The organism is Nocardia sp. NPDC004068 (assembly GCF_042874315.1).
Lineage (GTDB): Bacteria > Actinomycetota > Actinomycetes > Mycobacteriales > Mycobacteriaceae > Nocardia.
Genome location: NZ_JBIAMW010000005.1, coordinates 1 through 18704, shown reverse-complemented (window position 1 = coordinate 18704; position 18704 = coordinate 1). Strand labels below are relative to the sequence as shown.

At 70.0% G+C, this 18704-nt stretch carries 19 protein-coding genes; 12 read left to right on the top strand and 7 right to left on the bottom strand.

Going from position 1 to position 18704, the window contains the following annotated elements:
- Positions 1-8: 8 nt before the first annotated feature.
- Together ACFYTQ_RS13405 and ACFYTQ_RS13400 are read right to left on the bottom strand one after the other, a co-directional pair.
- Complete coding sequence (locus tag ACFYTQ_RS13405) at positions 9-1256, bottom strand: PucR family transcriptional regulator (RefSeq protein WP_387360242.1); 1248 nt, start codon at positions 1254-1256, stop codon at positions 9-11.
- Positions 1257-1502: 246 nt separating this feature from the next.
- Positions 1503-2132, bottom strand: coding sequence for a TetR/AcrR family transcriptional regulator (locus ACFYTQ_RS13400; RefSeq protein WP_387360240.1), 630 nt, complete (start codon positions 2130-2132; stop codon positions 1503-1505).
- Between the two features lie 146 nt (positions 2133-2278).
- Here ACFYTQ_RS13400 and ACFYTQ_RS13395 point away from each other — a divergent pair, with 146 nt between their 5' ends.
- Positions 2279-3652 (top strand): ABC1 kinase family protein, encoded by a 1374-nt coding sequence (locus ACFYTQ_RS13395; protein WP_387360238.1) that lies wholly within the window; start codon positions 2279-2281, stop codon positions 3650-3652.
- Here the strand turns inward: ACFYTQ_RS13395 and ACFYTQ_RS13390 are convergent.
- The 4 genes from ACFYTQ_RS13390 to ACFYTQ_RS13375 all read right to left on the bottom strand — a co-directional run bounded on the left by ACFYTQ_RS13390 (position 3649) and on the right by ACFYTQ_RS13375 (position 7086).
- Complete coding sequence (locus ACFYTQ_RS13390; protein WP_387360236.1) at positions 3649-4215, bottom strand: CGNR zinc finger domain-containing protein; 567 nt, start codon at positions 4213-4215, stop codon at positions 3649-3651. The two genes, ACFYTQ_RS13395 and ACFYTQ_RS13390, sit on opposite strands and share 4 nt — an antisense overlap.
- Positions 4216-5544, bottom strand: a complete 1329-nt coding sequence (locus ACFYTQ_RS13385) for an MFS transporter (RefSeq protein WP_387360234.1) — start codon at positions 5542-5544, stop codon at positions 4216-4218. It lies immediately after the preceding gene.
- An 82-nt stretch (positions 5545-5626) separates the two neighbouring features.
- Positions 5627-6151, bottom strand: coding sequence for a hypothetical protein (locus ACFYTQ_RS13380; RefSeq protein WP_387360232.1), 525 nt, complete (start codon positions 6149-6151; stop codon positions 5627-5629).
- A 65-nt stretch (positions 6152-6216) separates the two neighbouring features.
- Positions 6217-7086 carry a helix-turn-helix transcriptional regulator gene (locus tag ACFYTQ_RS13375; protein WP_387360230.1) on the bottom strand — a complete coding sequence of 290 codons (870 nt, stop codon included), beginning with the start codon at positions 7084-7086 and terminating at the stop codon, positions 6217-6219.
- A gap of 211 nt (positions 7087-7297) precedes the next feature.
- Between ACFYTQ_RS13375 and ACFYTQ_RS13370 the strand changes: the two genes are divergently transcribed.
- The 9 genes from ACFYTQ_RS13370 to ACFYTQ_RS13330 all read left to right on the top strand — a co-directional run bounded on the left by ACFYTQ_RS13370 (position 7298) and on the right by ACFYTQ_RS13330 (position 17097).
- Positions 7298-8239, top strand: coding sequence for an SDR family oxidoreductase (locus ACFYTQ_RS13370; protein WP_387360228.1), 942 nt, complete (start codon positions 7298-7300; stop codon positions 8237-8239).
- Between the two features lie 211 nt (positions 8240-8450).
- Complete coding sequence (locus tag ACFYTQ_RS13365; RefSeq protein WP_387360226.1) at positions 8451-9170, top strand: GNAT family N-acetyltransferase; 720 nt, start codon at positions 8451-8453, stop codon at positions 9168-9170.
- Complete coding sequence (locus tag ACFYTQ_RS13360; protein ID WP_387360224.1) at positions 9167-9988, top strand: LLM class F420-dependent oxidoreductase; 822 nt, start codon at positions 9167-9169, stop codon at positions 9986-9988. The genes ACFYTQ_RS13365 and ACFYTQ_RS13360 overlap by 4 nt, the downstream gene beginning before the upstream one ends.
- 118 nt (positions 9989-10106) lie before the next feature.
- Positions 10107-11255, top strand: coding sequence for an ABC transporter substrate-binding protein (locus ACFYTQ_RS13355; RefSeq protein WP_387360222.1), 1149 nt, complete (start codon positions 10107-10109; stop codon positions 11253-11255).
- The gene (locus ACFYTQ_RS13350; RefSeq protein WP_387360220.1) at positions 11252-12253 is read left to right on the top strand and encodes an ABC transporter permease; all 1002 of its coding nucleotides are present in this window, start codon (positions 11252-11254) and stop codon (positions 12251-12253) included. The genes ACFYTQ_RS13355 and ACFYTQ_RS13350 overlap by 4 nt, the downstream gene beginning before the upstream one ends.
- 89 nt (positions 12254-12342) lie before the next feature.
- Positions 12343-13188, top strand: a complete 846-nt coding sequence (locus ACFYTQ_RS13345; protein ID WP_387360218.1) for an ABC transporter ATP-binding protein — start codon at positions 12343-12345, stop codon at positions 13186-13188.
- Positions 13185-14552: a PLP-dependent cysteine synthase family protein gene (locus tag ACFYTQ_RS13340; RefSeq protein WP_387360216.1), complete on the top strand. Its 1368-nt coding sequence runs from the start codon at positions 13185-13187 to the stop codon at positions 14550-14552. The genes ACFYTQ_RS13345 and ACFYTQ_RS13340 overlap by 4 nt, the downstream gene beginning before the upstream one ends.
- Positions 14549-15223, top strand: a complete 675-nt coding sequence (locus ACFYTQ_RS13335) for a YcnI family protein (protein WP_387360214.1) — start codon at positions 14549-14551, stop codon at positions 15221-15223. Before ACFYTQ_RS13340 ends, ACFYTQ_RS13335 begins: the two co-directional genes overlap by 4 nt.
- Positions 15220-17097, top strand: coding sequence for a copper resistance protein CopC (locus ACFYTQ_RS13330; protein ID WP_387360212.1), 1878 nt, complete (start codon positions 15220-15222; stop codon positions 17095-17097). Before ACFYTQ_RS13335 ends, ACFYTQ_RS13330 begins: the two co-directional genes overlap by 4 nt.
- A 182-nt stretch (positions 17098-17279) precedes the next feature.
- On the opposite strand, the gene ACFYTQ_RS13325 is transcribed toward ACFYTQ_RS13330, so the two are convergent.
- A complete protein-coding gene (locus ACFYTQ_RS13325; RefSeq protein ID WP_387360210.1) occupies positions 17280-17495 on the bottom strand; it encodes a hypothetical protein in 216 nt (71 codons plus the stop codon).
- A gap of 221 nt (positions 17496-17716) precedes the next feature.
- Here ACFYTQ_RS13325 and ACFYTQ_RS13320 point away from each other — a divergent pair, with 221 nt between their 5' ends.
- Together ACFYTQ_RS13320 and ACFYTQ_RS13315 are read left to right on the top strand one after the other, a co-directional pair.
- Positions 17717-18049 (top strand): hypothetical protein, encoded by a 333-nt coding sequence (locus ACFYTQ_RS13320; protein WP_387360208.1) that lies wholly within the window; start codon positions 17717-17719, stop codon positions 18047-18049.
- A gap of 7 nt (positions 18050-18056) precedes the next feature.
- Positions 18057-18548: a DUF6879 family protein gene (locus ACFYTQ_RS13315; RefSeq protein WP_387361269.1), complete on the top strand. Its 492-nt coding sequence runs from the start codon at positions 18057-18059 to the stop codon at positions 18546-18548.
- The last annotated feature ends 156 nt before the right edge of the window (positions 18549-18704 follow it).

The following is an 18704-nucleotide window of genomic DNA, read 5'->3' as shown; positions in this document are numbered from 1 at the left end:
CGCGGCCGTCACTTCCCCGCCAGGCCCTCCGCCTGGCGGAAAGTGCGGGCGATGATCGCCGAGCGCAGATACCACAGCCCGGAGGTCTCGGTGGGGTCGAAACCGGTGAGGGTGCCGATGCGCTTGAGCCGGTAGTCCACCGTGTTGGTGTGCACGTGCAGCAGCCGGGCGGTGCGCTGGCGGTTGAGGTTGTTGGAGATGTGGCACTGCAGGGTGTGCAGCAGTTCGGGGTGCTCGTCGAGCGGATCGAGCAACGCGCCCAACGACTCCCGGCCCGGTCCCGGCCGGGTGAGCTGGTATTCGAGCGCCAGATCCGGGAAGCGGTACACCCCCGGGATGCAGTGCAGCCGGTGCACCATGTCGAGCAGTTCGTGGGCGCGGTCGGCGGCGCCGGGGATCTCCACCACCGCCGCGGTCACCACGGCCGCGGTGATCGGCACGTGCGCCGCGGCCGACAGGCCCGCCACCAGATCGTCGAGCCCGGCGTCGTCCACGGCGTCGGCGGGCACCAGGATCGTGCCGCCGTCCACCGACAGCAGCGACAGCATCGTCTCGTCGCAGCGGGTGGCCAGTTCGGCCTGCAACCGGCGCAGCTTGCGCCGGGCCACGACCTTGCCGTCCAGCATCGGGTTGTTCTCGTCGGGATGCCGCGGAATCGACAGCGCCACAACCGAATACGACTCGGCGATCTCGATGCCGCATTCGCGGGCCATGGTCGAGGTCGAGTAGCCGCCCAGCAGCGCGGAGGTGAGCGTGTGCACGGCGGTGTGGTGCTCGCTGACCACGGCCTTGTGCTCGCGCACGTATGCGCGCGCGACGGTGCCGGTCATGGTGTCGAGCATCTCCACCACCAGCCGCGAGGCGGCGACGACGCTCTGGTAGTCCTTGTCGGTGGCCTGCGACATCACCAGGGCCATACCGACTTTGAAGCCCTCGTGGATGGCGTGCACGATCGTGTCGATCGGCACGCCCTCGCGCGCCCAGCCCGCGGCGGCCTCGGCGAGGCGGTCGGTCTTGGCCGGGATGTCCTGTCCGTCGAGCATGCTCACGGCCAGTTCCAGGCACAGTCGGGTGATGGTGGTGACGTCCCCGGACAGGGCGTCGCCGGGCAGGGTCCCGCACGGGACCACGTTGTCGACGAAATGGCCGACCAGCTGCCGCGACAACGCGCGCACGTCCTGCAGGGGCGCCGACATCGGCTTGCCGGACACGGTCAGCTGCGTCCGGAACGCTTCGCCGGTGGTAATGGTCGTCATCGTCGGCTCCTCTCCGCCCCGGGCGCTGGGATACCCCGCGCCCTCATCGGGTGATCTACGACACTCTCGTGTCGATGATCGAACTCTAAGCTGGGCGCGCACTCACTTACTACTCCGTTCGAATACTCCGCTCCGCATTTCGCCGCACCGGCCTCGACCTGCGGATATCGCGTCCGTGACGGCGGATTCGAGGACGGTCGGCGACGACTGTTCGGCACCGGTGCTCACTTTTTGCCGCTACGGCGCTCAGGCGGTGCGGGAGCCGATCTCGCTCTCGGCCATGGCCGTGATCATGCGCGCGGTCATGTCGATGACCTCCTTGCGCTGTTGCGGGTCGACCTCCAGGGCCGAGGCCCGCAACACCGCCGCGAAACCGGTGTTGATCAGCACGAACGTGATCACGTCGTACTCGTGATCGTCGCCGGGTCCGAGCAGCTGGATGACCAGCACCTTGACCAGCAGCCGCAGCCGGGGCTCGAATTCGGGAATCCCGCTGCTGTAGAACTGAACTCCCGCGACCAGGGCGCGCACGAGCGCCGCGTTGGCGACCAGTTCGTCGGTGATCACCTCGAGGATGCCGGTGACCACCTCGAGCACCTGCTTCTCCGCCAGCCCGAAAACCCGCTGGGTGAACCGGCGTTCGATGTTCTCGAGCAGGCGTTCGAGCAGCTCCTCGACCATCACGGAGCGATCGGCGAAGTAGCGGTAGACCGTGCCGATGCTCACCCCGGCCTCCGCGGCGATGCGGTTGGTCGAGGTGTTGGCGATCCCGCGCTCCCCGAACAGCCGTGCCGCGGTGTCGAGGATGTGCTCGCGGGTGGCCCGGGCGCGTTCCTGCGCCGGGCGATGACGCTGGCCCACTGTTTTCGGCGGCACCGCACCCCTCCTGCTGGCATCGAAAAATGAACGGCGCTCAGTTTAGCGCCGGATGCGATTTCCGATCCAGATTCGAATTTCACGAACCCACGGGCCGCGATGCGGTGGAATGTGGGCATCGGTTTGTGACACATGGAGGTGTGACAGTGAGCGGTCGGGTGCCGAAGAGTCGAATCGCGCGAGGCGGCCGGATGGGCCGCCTCGCGGCGGGACAGGCGATCCGCGGGGTGGGCACCCGATTGTCGATGATCGGGCGGACCGAGGAGGCGCGCCGCGTGCTCGCCGAACGTTCCACCCTCCAGACCGCGCAGCAATTGGTGACCGTGCTCGGCGGCATGAAGGGCGCGGCGATGAAGTTGGGGCAGATTCTGTCCGTGCTCGATGTCGATCTGCTACCGGAATCGCATCGGGAAATGTTCCGCGACAAGCTCGCCGAGCTGCGCGACCGCGCGCCCACCGTGCCCTTCCCGGAGATGCGGCGGGTCATCGAGGGCGATCTGGGCCCGCTGGCACGGGTTTTCGCCGAGTTCGACGAGACGCCGGTGGCCGCGGCCTCGATCGGTCAGGTGTACCGGGCGCGGCTGCGCGACGGCCGCGCGGTGGCGGTCAAGGTGAAATATCCGGGCGTGGATCGGGCCGTCGAGGCGGATATGCGCAATCTGTCGATGATCAGCCGACTATGGAAATCGTTGCTGCCCAGCGCCGCCGACAGCGAGGTGCTCGACGAGATCGCGCGCAATATCGGCAGCGAACTCGACTATGTGCGCGAGGCGCGCACGCAGCATCGGGTGGCCTCGCGCTACCGGAATCATCCGTGCATCACCGTACCCGACAGTATCGAGGAATTCTGCGGGCATCACGTCCTGGTGACCGAGTTCCTCGAGGGCCGCTCGTTCGGTGAGATGCAACAACTGCCCGCGCCCGAACGCGATCGGATAGGTGAGCTGATCTACCGGTTTTATGTCAGTTCCCTGTTCGCGGACTTCGAATTCTGTGGTGATCCACACCCGGGCAATATCCTGCTCGCCGACGACGGGCGGCTGGGGTTCGTGGATTTCGGCCTCTACAACACGATGGACCCCGAGCACGTCGAACTCGAGCGGTCTGCGTTGCGGGCCGCGGGCGAGTACCGGGCCCAGGACATCTACGACGCCTGGGTGGCCCGCGGCATCATCGACCCCGAGGGCGAGGTCACCCCGCAGGAGTGCCTGGACTACGTGTGGGCCGCGGCGGGCTGGCATCTGCTCGACGAGGAGCTGACCATCACCCCCGAACTGGCCACGGGCGCGGTGATCATGGCCGTGGACCCGCGCGCCGAGGAGTTCCGCGGTATGCACCAGCAGCGGCTGCCCGCCGAGCACGTCTTCTCCCGGCGGGTGGATCTGTTCACCTTCGCGGTGCTGGGACAGCTGGAGACGACCAACAATTGGCATCGCATCGCGCGGGAGTGGCTCTACGACGAGGCCCCGACGACGGAACTCGGTGTGCTGGAGGCGGAATGGCGCGCGCGACGGCGCTAGGCGCGGGCGCGGTGGCGGCGCACCTTGTCGTGGGCGCCGCACAGGTCCATGCTGCACCAGCGGCGGGAGCGGTTCTTGGTGGTGTCGTAGAACAGCCAGCCGCAGGAGTCGTCGTGGCCGGGGCAGACGCGGATCCGGTCGAGGTCGCCGGCGCGGAGCAGGTCGACGGCGGAGTCGGCGACCGGGCCGAGGACGGCGGACGGACCGGTTCGGGGCCAGGTGAGGCGGGCGCGGGGGTGGGTGACGGTGAGGGTGGCGTGGCGCAGGGTTCGGCTGTGCGCGTGCAGGATCGAGGCCACGTCCTGGTCGGGGGGTCGCCGGTCGGCGGCGACGGCGGCGAAGGTGCGGTGGATGGCCTCGCGGAGGTCGAGGCAGCGGGGCAGGATGTCGTCGCCGTGGAGAGCGTAGGGACCGTCGACGAGTTCGGCGGCGGCACACCAGCGGACGAGGTCGGGGAGGGTGCCGAGGTATTCGTGGGACGCCTTGTCCGGGCGGGAGCGGCGGGGGCCGACGGTGTTGGCGAAGTCCAGGCACAGTCGGCCGCCGAGGCGCGGGGGTTGCATCTATGTCTCCCTTCGGTTCTCGGCGAGGTCGCCGGTGCGTGGGTACACCATCATGGTGGCGACCGCCGCGACGGCCAGTGATGTGAACACCGGTTCCGGTCCGACGGCATCGATGATCGGGCCGGACAGCGCCGGGCCCAGCGCGGAACCGAGGGTCATCACGACGACGACCGTACTGAATCCGGCTGTCGGCGAACGGGAGTCGACGCGCTCGCTCCACAGCGGCAGCAGGGTGCCGCCGATCATGAATCCCGCGCCGAACAGGGCGGCCGCGCCGACGTAGGCGAACCAGCCGGGGCCGGGGAGGGCGAGCAGCAGGCAGGATGCGGCGACGAGGGCCTGGGCGGTCGCGAAGACCGCGCGCAGGCCCCAGCAGGTGACGAGGGTTCCGGTGAGGACGCCCAGCACACCGGCGGCTCCGATCATGGTCCAGAACAGGGGCGTGGGGCCGAATGTGGTTGGGACGCCGGGGAATTCGCTCACAGCCACGCTCGCGTACGCCCAGTATGCCGCGCCGACCGCGCCCGAGGAGAAGGCGGCCAGCAGCAGGCGGGCGCGGGCGGGGGTCGGCCACGACACGCCGCCGCGCTGGGCGCGCTCGCGTTCGCGGCGGTACGGGTGGGCGTGTGGTGTTCGATGTCGGCGGGACAGCCGAGCACCTCGTAGCTGGGGAAGGTGTCCGCGCTGTGGGAGTAGCCGTGCGCCTTGGCGCCGAGGCGGGCCACCGGTCGGTCCCGGATGCGGAACCGGGGGCAGGACGAGCCGATTCCACACCGTGACGGCGAGCGCGACCGCCGCCGCGCCCGCCCACACCAGCCGCCAGCCGGACGGGGCGACGAGCACCACCGCGGGACCGGCCACCAGAACACCGAAGGTGGTTCCGCTGCTGACCATCGAGATCGCTTGCGCGCGAGACGATTTCCGGGTGCCCGCGTCGATCGCGTCCGAGTACGGGGCCCACACCCAGCCCGGGGCCGTTCCCGCCAGCGCGACGCCGACCGCGAGCATTCCGGCCGAGGTCGCGCTCGCCATCAACGCCATTCCGGACGCGGCGAAGAGGCCGCCGATCACGATCGGCACGCGGGGCGCGACCCGGCCCGACAGGCGGCCCACGACGACGACCACGATCAGTTCGGTGAGGTAGCCGATGCTGACGATGGTTCCGAGAAGCCCTGCGCTGCCGCGGAATTCGCGCCGCAACTGCGGGAGGAAGAGGCCGTAGCCGTAGCGGCCGTAGCCGTAGGTGACGGCGAGGGTGAGCAGGCCGGGCAGGCCGACGCGCCAGGCCCGTGGGAGTTGTCGGGGGGTGAGGGCTTCGAGCTGGGTCATGCGCGACACCTCTGTTACCGGCTAAATGGGTTTCAGTGGTTACATACCCGTGTGGGTGGGCGTCAATCGCGTCGAATCGGGATCAGGCGTCGCGCGGGCGTCCCGGCAGCGGATGCTCCAGGAATCCGTCGGCGAAGAACTGCATGGACCCGCAGCCACCGCAGCGATAGGCGTGCTGCTTGACGATCTCCTGCCCCCACTCGGCCGGATGCTCGGTGAGGAATCCCGCGACCCCGGTGATGAATCCGAGCACCCCGATGTAGTCCCGCTCCCGCGCACACCACGGGCAGCTCAGATCGATCGCCTCCCGCCGCCGCCGAATCTCCGCCCCCTGCTCCAGGATTCGCCGCCGAGCCCGCTCGATGTACCGATCGGCATCCCCGACCCACACCCGCTCGGGCTCACTCCACACCCCCTCGTACGCCCCGTCGGTCGCGGTGCGCACGAACGCGAACTCCGCCTCCGACCGCCGCACCACCCGAGACCCCCGCAGCCCACCCTCAACCCGAAAGGTGACCTCCGCCCGAGACACCCCCTCCGGCAGCCCCCGAGAAATCCGCACCTTCTTCGGGTCATCCGCGTCCGGCTTGTACTCGATCCCCACCACCCCCTCAAGCTACCCGTGTAGGGCACCAACCCCAGCCGCACCCTTTATTCGAATCCGCACCCCCTTCAGGGCCTTACAACGGGTGCGGATCCGAACAAGGGGTGCGGCTGGGGGCCGAGGACGGAGAGGAGGTGGAGCTTTTCGTGGCTCTCGGTGCCGGGGACGGCGGTGTAGACGAGGAGTAGATGGGACTGATCGGGGTCGACGAGGGTCTGGCACGTCAGTTCGAGGGCGCCGACGTGCGGGTGGACGTAGCGCTTGACGCCGTTGTAGTGGACGCCGATCTCGTGATCGGACCACAGCGCGCGGAATTCGTCGCTCTCGGCGAGTAGGAGGTTCATGAGGTGGGCGGCCCTCGAGTCGGGGCCGCGCAGGGTGACCCGCGCGCGCAGGCCGGAGACGAAGACGCGGGAGTGCAGGGCGTGGTCGTCGGGGTGGTAGAGGGCGCGGATGTCCGGGTCGGTGAACCAGCGGTAGCCGATGCTGCGGGCCGGGCCGGTGAAGCGGGTGGTGTCGCCGGTGAGGGCGACGGCGAGGGGGGTTTGGCGCAGGGTCTCGCCGAGTTCGGTCACGATCTCGGCCGGTGTGTCGGCGAGCCGGTCGAAGATGCGCAGCAGGCCGGGCCCGATGTGTTCGCTGGCCGCGCCGCGCGCGGGCGGGTTGTGTCCGGCGAGGCGGAACAGGTGGTCGCGTTCGTCGAGCGACAGGTGCAGGCCCTGGGCGATCGAGGCGATCATCTGCTCGGACGGATGCGGTCCCCGTTCACGCTCGAGGCGACTGTAGTAGTCGGCGGAGATGTGGCACAGCGCGGCGACCTCCTCGCGCCGGAGCCCGGCGGTGCGGCGACGTTGCCCGCGCGGAAGTCCCACGTCCTCGGGTTGCAGGGACTCGCGGCGGCGACGCAGGAATTCGGCGAGTCCCGCTCGGTCGATCACGGGTGCGTCCTCCTCGGATAGGGAATCGTCTTCAGTCTGCCTGGGGTACCGGGGGGTTGCCTCGGATTATGGATCCCCCCTTGCGAGTTTGGGCACGGCTGCGGATCCCCCCTCACGGTTCGGTGTGCCTGGGATCGAGAGGCCGTGGCTACAGCCAGCGGGCAGGGGCAATCTGGGTTCACATCCACTTCGGGCAAATCAGGAGCAAAGCATGGCACGTACTCGACCGGACATCACCGTTCCCGACCTCTCCGGCAAGCTGGCCGTGGTCACCGGGGGCAGCGACGGGGTGGGGCTGGGGTTGGCGAGGCGGCTCGCGGCGGCCGGGGCGGAGGTCGTTCTGCCCGTGCGCAATCCGCGCAAGGGCGCGGCGGCGGTCGCCGGGATTCTGGAGGAGTTCCCGAAAGCCGTTGTGTCGCTGCGGGATCTGGATCTGTCGTCACTGGATTCGGTCGCCGCTCTGGGCGAGACGCTGCGCGCGGAGGATCGTCCGATCCATATCCTCGTCAACAACGCGGGCGTGATGACGCCGCCGGAGCGGCAGACCACCGCCGACGGATTCGAACTGCAATTCGGCACCAACCATCTGGGCCATTTCGCGCTCGTCGCCCACCTGCTACCGCTGCTGCACGCCGGGCGCGCCCGGGTGACCTCGCAGATCAGCATTGCCGCGAACCAGCACGCGATCAACTGGGACGACCCGAACTGGGAACGCTCCTACGACGGCCGCCGCGCCTACAGCCAGTCCAAGATCGCCCTGGGTCTGTTCGGCCTCGAACTGGACCGCCGCAGCCGCGCCGAGGGCTGGGGAATCACCAGCAACCTCTCCCATCCCGGCGTGGCCCCCACCAACCTCCTCGCCGCCCGCCCCGAACTGGGCCGCGCCCGCGACACCACGGCCCGCCGCGTCATCACGACCCTCTCCCGCCACGGCATCCTCGTCGGCACCACCGAAACCGCCCTCCTCCCCGCCCTGCTCGCCGCCACCTCCCCCGACGCCCGAGGCGCCCGCCTCTACGGCCCCAGCGGCCCCGGCCACCTCGGCGGCGCCCCCGCCGAACAGCCCCTCTACTCCCGCCTCCGCACCGACCCCGACGCCCCCCGCCTCTGGCGCCTCTCCGAATCCCTCACCCACACCCCCTTCCCCAGCTGACCACCCCCAGCCGCACCCCTTGTTCGGATCCGCACCCGTTATAGGGCTCTGCAAGGGGTGCGGATCCGAATAAAGGGTGCGGCTGTGTTGCGTGTGCCTGGGGAGGGGTTTGGTTCGGGGGGAGTTAAAGGGTGGTGGGGGCGTGGGGGTGGGGTTACGGTGCTGCGGGTCAGGGATCGGAGGGAATGTGGGCTCGGGAAGGGTTGGGGGCGTGGAGGTTTCGGGGCATCCGTTGGATGATCCGGTGCGGGGGTCGTTGTGGGGGGAGCATCGGCGGTTCGCGACGTGGGTGGGGCGGTGCGGGCGGTACGACCCGGAGGTCGCGCGGTTCGTGGGGCATCCGCCGGTGTTGGACGAGCGGGATTGGGAGGATCTGGCGACGTTGCTCGGGCCGGGGGGTATGACGGGATTGCGGGGGTTCGGGCACGAGGTGCCGCCGGGGTGGGAGGTGGTCGAGCAGTTCGATTCCGTGCAGATGGACGGGAGCGGGCTGCGGGTCGCGGACGATCCGGGGCTGGTGGTGCTCGGGGCCGCGGATGTGCCGGAGATCCTGGCGTTGATCGCGCGCACCGAACCCGGTCCGTTCGCGCCGCGCACCATCGAGATGGGGCGGTATCTGGGCATCCGGGTCGACGGGCGGTTGGTGGCCATGGCGGGTGAGCGGATGCATCCGCCGGGCTGGACCGAGATCAGCGCCGTGTGCACCGACGCCGAGTTCCGCGGCCACGGGTTCGCCTCGCGGTTGGTGCGGGCCGTGGGGGCGGGGATCCGGGCGCGGGGCGAGACGCCGTTCCTGCACGCCACCGCGCGCAACACCACCGCCATCCGGCTCTACGAGCGGCTGGGGTTCACGCTGCGCAAGCGGTCCATGCTCACGCTCGTGCGAGCCCCGGAATACGATGCCGCGCAATCGGGTTCGGCCTTGGTATGAAGATCGGCATCAACACCTTCGTCACCGACGAGAGCATCGCGCCGCGGCGGCTGGGCCCCGCGCTCGAGGAACGCGGCTTCGAATCGCTGTTCCTCGCCGAGCACTCCCACATCCCGGCGAGTCGCCAATCGCCCTACCCCGCCGGGGGCGAACTGCCCCGCGAGTACTACCGCACCCTCGACCCGTTCGTCGTCCTCGCCGCCGTCGCGACCGTGACCGAGCGGCTCGTCCTCGGCACCGGCGTCACCCTGCTCATCCAGCGCGACGTCATCCACACCGCCAAGGAGGTCGCGAGCCTGGACCACCTCTCCGGCGGCCGCGCGGTCTTCGGCGTCGGCGTGGGCTGGAACCGCGAGGAGATGGCCGACCACGGCACCGATCCCCGAACCCGGGGCGCGCTGCTGGACGAGCAACTCGCCGCGATCCGCGCGATCTGGACCGACGACCCGGCCGAATACCACGGCCGCTTCATCGATTTCGACCCGATGCACGCCTGGCCCAAACCCGTACGGAAACCGCACCCGCCCATTTTCATCGGCGGCGGCGAGGCCGCGGCGGCCCGCGCGATCCGCCACGGCGTCGGCTGGATCCCCAACGGCATCGGCGACCCGGCCGCGGTCCCCGCCCAACTCGCCCCGCTGCGCGGCACCGATCTGCCCGTCACGGTCACCCCCGCCCCGCCCGACCCGGCCGTCCTCGACGCGTACGCCGCCGCCGGGGTCGAACGGGTCACCCTGAAACTCCCCACCCTCCCCGAGTCCGAATCGCTGCGCGTCCTCGACGATCTCGCCGCCCTCGCCGGGAAATACGCGGCCTGACCTCGAAGCCCGAATCGGATCGCGCTGACGAGAAACCTGTTGCGCGGCATACGGTTCTGCGAATCTGACCGCGGCGCGCCCCGAATGCGCGGTCCAGCACAGTGATTCGAGGTTCCGGATGTCCCCCACTCCCCAGCCCCCGCACGACGACGACACCGACGCCCCGGCGGTTCCCCCGAGCACCGACAGCGCGGAAACCGCCGCGGGCGAAGCCGACCCCGACGAGGAAGCCGACCTCGCCGCCCCGGCCGAACCCGAACCCGCCGCCGTCTCCCGCCGCACCCTCCTCGCGGGCGCGGGGGTCGCGGCGGCGGTCGTCGTCGGCGGCGGCCTGGCCGCCTGGCTCACCACCCGCCGCACCCCGGGCACCGGAACGGTCAACCGCGCCTTGAAGATCGGATTCGGCGGCGGAATCTGCGAGGCGCCCCTGTACGCCGCGCATCACCAGGGGATCTTCGCGAAGTACGGCCTGAACGTGGAGATCGTCAAGACCGGTGGGGACGAGATCAAGGACGCGGTGGGCGCGGGCAAGCTCGACGCCGCGCCGGGGATCTTCTTCTCCTGGCTCAAGCCGATCGAGCAGGGCATCGATGCCAAACTCGCGGCCGGGCTGCACGAGGGGTGCCTGCGGATCGCGGTGCCCAACGACAGTCCGATCACCTCGGTGGCGCAGTTGCGCGGCAAGGCGATCGGGGTCGCGGCGATCGGGGATTCGGCCATGTCGTTCTTCTCCCTCGATCTGCTCGACGCGGGGATCAATCCCGCGCAGGACGTCGACTGGCGCGTCTTCCCCGGCGACCAGCTGGGCGAGGCACTGGCCAAGGGCGAGATCGTCGCCATCGCGGGCAGCGATCCGAACGGTCTGCTGCCGATCCTGAAGGGCAATGCCCGCGAGCTGACCAACAATCAGCGGGGCGCCAACCGGGAGGAGTTCTGCTGCACGACCGCGATCAGCGGGCGGCTGTTGCGCGAGGATCCCGAGACCGCGCGCAAACTGGTCACCGCGTGGGCGGAGGGCAGCCGGTGGGTGGGGGCCAATATCGGCCCAGCCGCGACGCTCGAGGCGGACAACAAGTATGTGGCCGCGGATCGGTCGATCATCGAATCCACCTTGCGCACTTATGGTTTCGCGCCCTCGGCGGCCCGGCTGAAGGGTGAGCTGGCCCCCGGCATCGCGAAATTCGCCAAGACCGGCTACCTGGACCGCAAGACCGATCCGGACGCGCTCGCCACCAAGGTGTACGCCGATCTGGGTCTGACGTGGTGACCACCACCGCGGCGCCGCCCCGCGCCCCGGCCGCCCCGAACTCCGTCCGGCGCTATCCCCCGACGCCCGGTTTCGCGGCGGCCTGGGCGCTGTGGGCGACGACGGCCGCGCTCACCCTCGCACTGCCGGACCGCCTCGACGCCGCCGACCCGACCGTCGTCGGCGCCCTGTTCGCGGCCTGGACCGTGCTGCTCGCGGCCTGGGGCGTCTACGCCTACCGCAGCCGCGCCGCGACATTCGCGCTGCGCCACCGCGTTCCGTGGTTCGTCGCGCTCGCCGCCTGGATCCTGTTCTGGGAGTTGAGCACCGCGAAATCCGGCTGGCTGAAACCTCCGTATTTCGCCTCGCCGCAACACATGCTGCTGGTCTTCACCCAGGACGCGGGCATCCTCGCCGCCAGCACCTGGCATTCGCTGGTGCTGCTGCTCACCGGTTTCGTCATCGGCGCGGTCGGCGGGCTGGCCATCGGGATCGCGGTCGGCTGGTCCCGGGTGGCGGCGTACTGGGGGCTGCCGGTGCTGCATTCGCTGGGTCCGGTGCCCGCGCCGACGCTGCTGCCGGTGGTGCTGGTGCTGTTTCCCACCACCTACAGCGGCAGCGTGTTCATCGTCGCCTTCGGGGTCCTGTTCCCGGTGGCGGTGCTGACCCGCGCGGGCATCGCCGGGGTCGGTCGCGGCTACTTCGACGTCGCCCAAACCCTCGGCGCCACACCGCGTTTCCTGATCTGGCGGGTCGCGGTCCCCGGCGCCCTGCCGAGCATCTTCACCGGCCTGTTCATGGGCCTGGGCGCCTCCCTGGTCGCCCTGGTCGTGGCCGAACTGCTCGGTGTCAAGAACGGCCTCGGCTGGTACATCCAATGGACCAAGGGCTGGGCCGCCTACCCCCGCATGTACGCCGCGATCGTGATCATGGCCGTAGTCTGCCGCACCCTGATGCTGATCCTGTTCCGCATCCGCAACCGCGTCCTGGCCTGGGAGAAAGATCTGGTGCGATGGTGATTTCCCAACCGCGCCATGGAGTGAGACAAGGGGCTGGTGCGATGGTGACTTCCCAACCGCGCCACGGAGTGAGACAAGGATCTGGTGCCATGGTGAACATACGAGGCAGTGCGGTGGATATCGAGGGGGTGTCGCATCAGTTCGCGGTGGCCGGGCCGCGGCGGCGGAGTGTGGTCGAGGTGTTGTTGGGCAGGCCCGCGGCGGTGCCGACCCGGGCGCAGGAGTTGGGGCGGTTGCGGGTGTTGACCGAGGTGTCGGTGCGGATCGAGGCGGGGGAGTTCGTGGCGTTGCTGGGGCCGTCGGGGTGCGGGAAGTCCACGCTGTTGCGGTTCCTCGCGGGGCTGGATCGGCCGACGCGGGGGTCGGTGCGGGTGGACGGAACGCCGGTGGCGGGTCCGGATCCGCATCGCGCCTTGATGTTTCAGGATCCGACGCTGTTCCCGTGGCGTACCGTCGAGCAGAACGTGGCGCTGGGCCCGCAGGCGCGCGGCACGCTCGCCGCGGACCGGGACGGGATCGCGGAGGCGCTGGGGCTGGTGGGGCTGGACGGGTTCCAGAACTCGTATCCGGCGCAGCTGTCCGGCGGTATGGCCCAGCGGGTGGCGCTGGCGCGGGCGCTGGTGAACCGGCCCCGCCTGTTCCTGCTGGACGAGCCGCTCGGCAAACTCGACGCGCTCACCCGGGCGACCCTCCAGGCCGAGATCGAAAGACTTTGGGGCGAGGACGGTTTCACCGCCGTGCTGGTCACCCACGACGTGGACGAGGCGCTGCGGCTGGCCGACCGGGTGATCGTGCTCAGCCCCCGCCCGGGAAAGGTGCTGCGGGATCTGCGCGTCACCCTGCCCCGCCCGCGATCCCACGACTCCCCCGAATATCCGGACCTGCGCCGCGAGGTGCTCGCGCTGCTGGGCGAGCCGGGACGGGCGGCGGCATGAGCGACAACGTCTTCGACTCGGTCGCCGCGGCCATCGGCAACACCCCGCTGGTCCGGCTCAATCGGCTCACCGAGGGCATCGCCGCCACCGTCTACCTGAAGCTGGAATACCTCAATCCCCTTGGCAGCGTGAAGGATCGGGCCGCGCTCGCCATGATCGAGGCGGCCGAGGCGGCGGGTGAGCTGCGGCCCGGCGGCACGGTCGTGGAGGCCACCTCCGGCAATACCGGCATCGCCCTGGCGGCCATCGCGGCCGCGCGCGGCTACCGCGCCGTGGTCGTGGTGCCCGACAAGTCGAGCGCCGAGAAGCTCGCGCTGCTGCGCGCCTATGGCGTGGAGGTGCACGTCACCCCGGGCGGCCGTCCGCGCGAACACCCCGAATTCGTCCGCAATGTTGCCCAACGCCTGGCCGCCGAGATCCCCGGCGCCTGGTACGCGGGCCAGTACGACAACCCGGCCAACCCCGCCGCGCACCGGCGCACCACCGGACCGGAGATCTGGCGCCAAACCCGGGGCCGGGTAACGCATTTCGTGGCCGGGGTCGGCACCGGCGGAACCGTCACGGGCACCGGCGAATACCTCAAGGAGGTCTCCGGCGGCGCGGTCCGCGTGATCGGCGCGGACCCGGAGGCATCGGTGTACGGCGGCGGCGACGGCCGCGCCTGGTACATCGAATCCATCGGCCACTACCTGCACCCGGACACCGCCGCCGACGAATGGCCGCTGTCGTATCGGCCCGCGATCGTGGACCGGCTCGAACGCGTCCCCGACCACGAATCCCTCACCGTCGTACGGCGACTCGCGCGCGAGGAGGGCCTGCTGGCGGGCGGCTCCACCGGCACCGCGGTCGCGGCGGCCCTGCGGGTGGCCCGGGATCTGTCCGAAGACGACGTGGTGGTGGCGATCGCCCCGGACTCGGGCCGCAACTACCTGTCGAAATACTTCGACGACGACTGGCTGACCCGGCTCGGCTTCGCCCCCGCCCTCACACCGGCCGAACCGGTCGTGGCGGATCTGGTCACCACCGCCGAGGTCCGCGTGATCGGCTCGGCGACCTCCGCCGCCCGCGCCCGCGAACTCCTCGGCGAGGCCACCGCCCTGCCGGTCACGGTGCAGCGCAACGGATCCGGCTCCCCCGTGGTGGCCGAGATCCTCGGCTCGGTCACCCCCGCCCGCCTCGCCGCCGCGCCCGGCGACGACCCGGTGTCCGCGCACCTCGACCCGCCGCTGCCGGTGATCGGCGCGACCGAGACGATCGCCGCGGCGGCCGCGCGGATCGGCGACCATCGCGGCCCCGTGGTGGTCGCGCACGACGGATCGATCTCGGCCCTGCTCGACGCGGCCGCCCTGAAAGGCACTGTATGAGAACACCTCTCGCCGTCACCCTCGGAATCGGCGTGACCGCACTGCTGTGCGCCCCGGCCACCGCCCACGTCACCGCCTCCGCCCCGGACGCGACGGCGGGCGGGCACACCGTGGTGAGCCTGCGCGTCCCGACCGAATCCGACAAGGCGGGCACCGTGAGACTCGAGGTGACCATCCCCACCGACCACCCCATCACCGAGGCCCGCACCGAACCGATCCCCGGCTGGGACGCGACCGTGCGGCGGACACCCCTGCCCGCCCCGATCGACGACGGCCACGGCCACCGGATCGGCGACGCCGTCTCGACGATCCTGTTCACCGCCCGCGAGGGCGCCGCCATCGGACCCGGGCAGTTCGCCGAGTTCCGAATCCTGTTGGGCCCCTTGCCCGATGCCGCCGAACTCGTCCTGCCCACGATCCAGACCTACAGCGACGGCACCTCGGTCGGCTGGATCGAGCGCAGCGCCGACGGCACCGAACCCGACAAACCCGCGCCCGTCCTGCGCCTGTCCGGCGGCCACGAGCACGCCCACGGCGACACCACCGAAGCCGCTGCCCCGCAAACGAATTCAACCGCGACCTGGCTGGCGGGAGCGGCCCTGGTCGTCGCCCTCGCGGCCGTGGCGATCGCGGGCGCCCCGGCGATCCGGGCGCGTCTCCGAAAGCCTTGAGCCGCACCGCGTTCCGCGCCGTCACCACGGTCGCGACGCTGGCGCTGCTGACCCTGTGGGCCGCCGTCGCGGCCGCCACGGCCGGGGCGCACGCGATCGCGGTGTCGACCGATCCCGCCTACGGGGCCACGGTCGAGCGCGCCCCCGACCACGTCGCGGTGACCTTCGACGAGACGGTGGCCGTCGCCGAATCGGGCGTACACGTCACCGATCGCGACGGTCGCCGCGTCGACGCGGGCGGCATGTTCACCGCCGACGGCGGCCACACCGTCGGGGTGCGGCTGCCCGCCGACCCACCGACGGGCACCTACGTGTTCACCTGGGTGGTGCTGTCCGCCGACGGCCACACGGTCACCGGCTCCACCGTCTTCGGCATCGGCACACCCCCGGACCTGCTCGCCGCCGACCCGCCGCGCGATCCGCTCGCCGTCGCCGCCGACGGCGCGGCCCGAATGCTCACGGCCACGGGCTATTTCGGCCTCGCCCTCGCGGTCGGCGTCCCGGCCGTCGCCCGCCTCGTGCGCCGCCGCGATCCCGTCGTCGGCCAACTGGCCCGCGCGGGCGCGCTCACCCTGGCGATCGCCTCCGCCCTCACCGTCGCCCTCGCCCCCGTCCGCCTGGCCGGTGCGCCCGGCTGGACCGACGCCGCCGTCTGGACCCGCTCCCTCCTGTCCCCACCCTCCCTGGCCGCCCTGGCCCGCACGATCACTGCCGCGCTGCTGGCCCTGACCTTCCGCGCTGCCCTGCACGTGGTTTCGGCATCGACCCCGGCATCAGCTTCGGCCCCGGCTCCGACCCCGGCCCCGGCATCGACATCGGCATCGGGTCCGACCTCGGCTCCGACCCCAGCATCGGCCTCAGCCCCGGCCCCTGCATCGACCCGAGCCCCGGCATCGGCTTCAGCCCCAGCATCGGCCTCAGCCCCGGCCCCTGCATCGACCCGAGCCCCGGCATCGGCATTGGCTCCGGCCCCAGCCCCTTCGGCTTCGGCTTCGGCTTCGGCTTCGGCTTCGGGCGAGGGTGCGGCTCGCCGTCGTGTACCGCTGCGGCCCAGAGTTGTTGCGGCTGCGGTGTTGTCGGTGGTCCTGCTTGTCTCGACCGCACTCGGCGGCCATGGCGTCGCGGGCGCGGACCGCTGGCTCGCCGTGGCGACGACCACCATCCACCTCGCGGCGATGGCGGTGTGGCTCGGCGGGGTCACCCTCGCCGTCCTCACCCTGCGGCGACCCGGCCGCCTCGAATTCGCCGCCCGCTACGGCAGATTCGCGCTCACAGCGGTAGCCGCGCTCATCCTCACCGGCACATACCAGACATGGCGTGCCACGACCCCTCTCGCCGCCCTGTGGACCACAGGGTGGGGCCGCCTGCTCTTGCTCAAACTCGCGCTCGTCGCGGCGGCCCTCGTCGCCGCCTGGCTCGCCCGCGAATTCGTCCGCCACCACGCGACCGCCCTACGGCTCGAACTCGCCACCCAAACCGCGGTCCTGATCGTGACCGCCGTCCTCGCCGGAACCACCCCGGCCCGCGACGCCTACAACCCGCGCGCCTCCCTCACGGCCGAGGCCGGACCCCTGCACGCCACCGTCGATATCGACGGCACCGGCGTCGGCCCCCAGGAATTCACCCTCCGCTTCACCGACAGCACGGGCACACCCTTCACCCCCGCCGAGGTCACCGGGCGACTCACGAAAGCCGACGGCACGATCCCGATCGATGTCGCCTTCCGCCGCGTCGAACCGGTCGACCTCGGCCCCGACCATTTCGTCTCCCAGCGTGTGCGAGTTCCCGCTCCAGGCGAGTGGCGGCTGCGCCTGACCATCCGTGCCGACCGCACGACCGCCTACACCGTGACGGTGCCCTATCGCGTGTGGTGACACGAAAGTCTTCCCCTGGCCACCTTCGTCTCGATGTCGGGCCGCGCCCTCGGTCCGAGCTTCGGCAGATGTACCGGGCTCACTGCGTTCATCAAGCTTCATCGCCCCTCACCCCCGGCGCGGCCAGAGCAGCACGGCGAACAACACCACCAGCGGCACCACGAACGCCACCCACACCGGCATCACGCGACCTCCGGACCATCGTCCACCACGTCGAGCCGCCCCACTTCGCCAGGGCCGAAACCCCTTGCGCCACTATGGGACTGCCGGGGGATGTAGAACTCCAAATACACTCCGGTACCCGGCTCGTCACCGGGGGATTCCTGCACTTCGAGCATCCCGCCGGGAAACGAGTAAAGCCTTGTGCCCTGGTGTGTTTCGTCTTCGTCTGCGCTCATCTCAACCCCTGTGGTAGGTCGGTGGAAGGCAGCCCGGGACCGGGCCTCTCCTTCACCAGTCCCGGACGTTGGTTCGAAGCTACGAAACGCCAGCCCCGGCGGTCTACAGACTTGCGGAAACTTGCGACAACCAGTCAAACCCGATACACCTGCGGTAAGAGCCTGGGATCATGACTGCCGTAGGCGCAAGTACGTAGAAGTTCATCGATAGGAGAATTCTCGTGGAGATACGTTTTCTCGGGATGGGTGGATCGGGTAGAACCAACTGCCCCACTCTCTACGTCACCGATCGAGGCACGTACATTGTCCAAGGCTGGGAGACGGGAACCGTCGGGACAGTGGAGATTCCACACATGTTGCTCGGTTTCCTGGAACCGAATACCTACCTTGCGGCAACGTTGCTGGATACCGGGAGGGGCACGTTCACAATCACGGGGAGGCCGGTCACGGACCCGGAAACACTCCAAAAATTGACCTTCGACAAGAACGAAACGGCAATCGAAGTGCCCAGCAAGGAAAGGACATGGTTCGGTGGAGTTCAGGCCAGGCGATGACGCTTGGATGGCCCTGCTTCGGGGTGCTCGCAAATCAGCGTTTCATCTCGAAGTGAAAGACATCTACGCAGTACCGGAAGAGTCCGAACCGCTTCGCCGGTTCCTTGCCGGGGAACCGGACGACGAGTACGACTTGGACGAGTGGACCGACGTCATTCGGTCGCTCACTGCACAGGGTCTCGCAATGAGCCGGATACGTGTCGTCACGGTTCCGCACACGGATTACCAGAGGTGGCTGCTCTCGGTAACCGGGCCGTCCGTGGCAGCCGGGGAAGATATCCGGTATATAGATCGGTCGACGGTAGATCCGTCAGCGGTTCCGAAGGATGATTACTGGCTTTTCGATGACGAGACGGTTGCCTTCAACCTCGTGGATTCGGAAGGCGTGCCGGTAGGTCCGGCGGTGACGACCGACCCCGGAATTGTCGGATACTGCCGCACAGCCAGAGAACGCCTCTGGCCCGCTGCCATCCGATATTCGGAGTACATCCGGAAGTGACGAACTCTGTTCAACAAGCGAGGCAAGCTCTCGGCGCACGACTCCGCGAGATCCGCAAAAAGGTTGTGTCCAGCAGGATGGTGTACGACCGGACGCCAGCGAAGTGGTGGCGTGTCGTAGCCGAGTAGAGGGTGGTCACCGCGTGATCCTTCAAAA

What these genes read in the sequence shown, in the direction of transcription:
- ACFYTQ_RS13405 (WP_387360242.1), bottom strand. Translation starts at nt 1,256, where the DNA reads ATGACGACCATTACCACCGGCGAAGCGTTCCGGACGCAGCTGACCGTG.
- ACFYTQ_RS13390 (WP_387360236.1), bottom strand. Translation starts at nt 4,215, where the DNA reads ATGCAACCCCCGCGCCTCGGCGGCCGACTGTGCCTGGACTTCGCCAAC.
- ACFYTQ_RS13385 (WP_387360234.1), bottom strand. Translation starts at nt 5,544, where the DNA reads ATGACCCAGCTCGAAGCCCTCACCCCCCGACAACTCCCACGGGCCTGG.
- ACFYTQ_RS13370 (WP_387360228.1), top strand. Translation starts at nt 7,298, where the DNA reads ATGGCACGTACTCGACCGGACATCACCGTTCCCGACCTCTCCGGCAAG.
- ACFYTQ_RS13360 (WP_387360224.1), top strand. Translation starts at nt 9,167, where the DNA reads ATGAAGATCGGCATCAACACCTTCGTCACCGACGAGAGCATCGCGCCG.
- ACFYTQ_RS13355 (WP_387360222.1), top strand. Translation starts at nt 10,107, where the DNA reads ATGTCCCCCACTCCCCAGCCCCCGCACGACGACGACACCGACGCCCCG.
- ACFYTQ_RS13345 (WP_387360218.1), top strand. Translation starts at nt 12,343, where the DNA reads ATGGTGAACATACGAGGCAGTGCGGTGGATATCGAGGGGGTGTCGCAT.
- ACFYTQ_RS13340 (WP_387360216.1), top strand. Translation starts at nt 13,185, where the DNA reads ATGAGCGACAACGTCTTCGACTCGGTCGCCGCGGCCATCGGCAACACC.
- ACFYTQ_RS13335 (WP_387360214.1), top strand. Translation starts at nt 14,549, where the DNA reads ATGAGAACACCTCTCGCCGTCACCCTCGGAATCGGCGTGACCGCACTG.
- ACFYTQ_RS13325 (WP_387360210.1), bottom strand. Translation starts at nt 17,495, where the DNA reads ATGAGCGCAGACGAAGACGAAACACACCAGGGCACAAGGCTTTACTCG.
- ACFYTQ_RS13315 (WP_387361269.1), top strand. Translation starts at nt 18,057, where the DNA reads ATGGCCCTGCTTCGGGGTGCTCGCAAATCAGCGTTTCATCTCGAAGTG.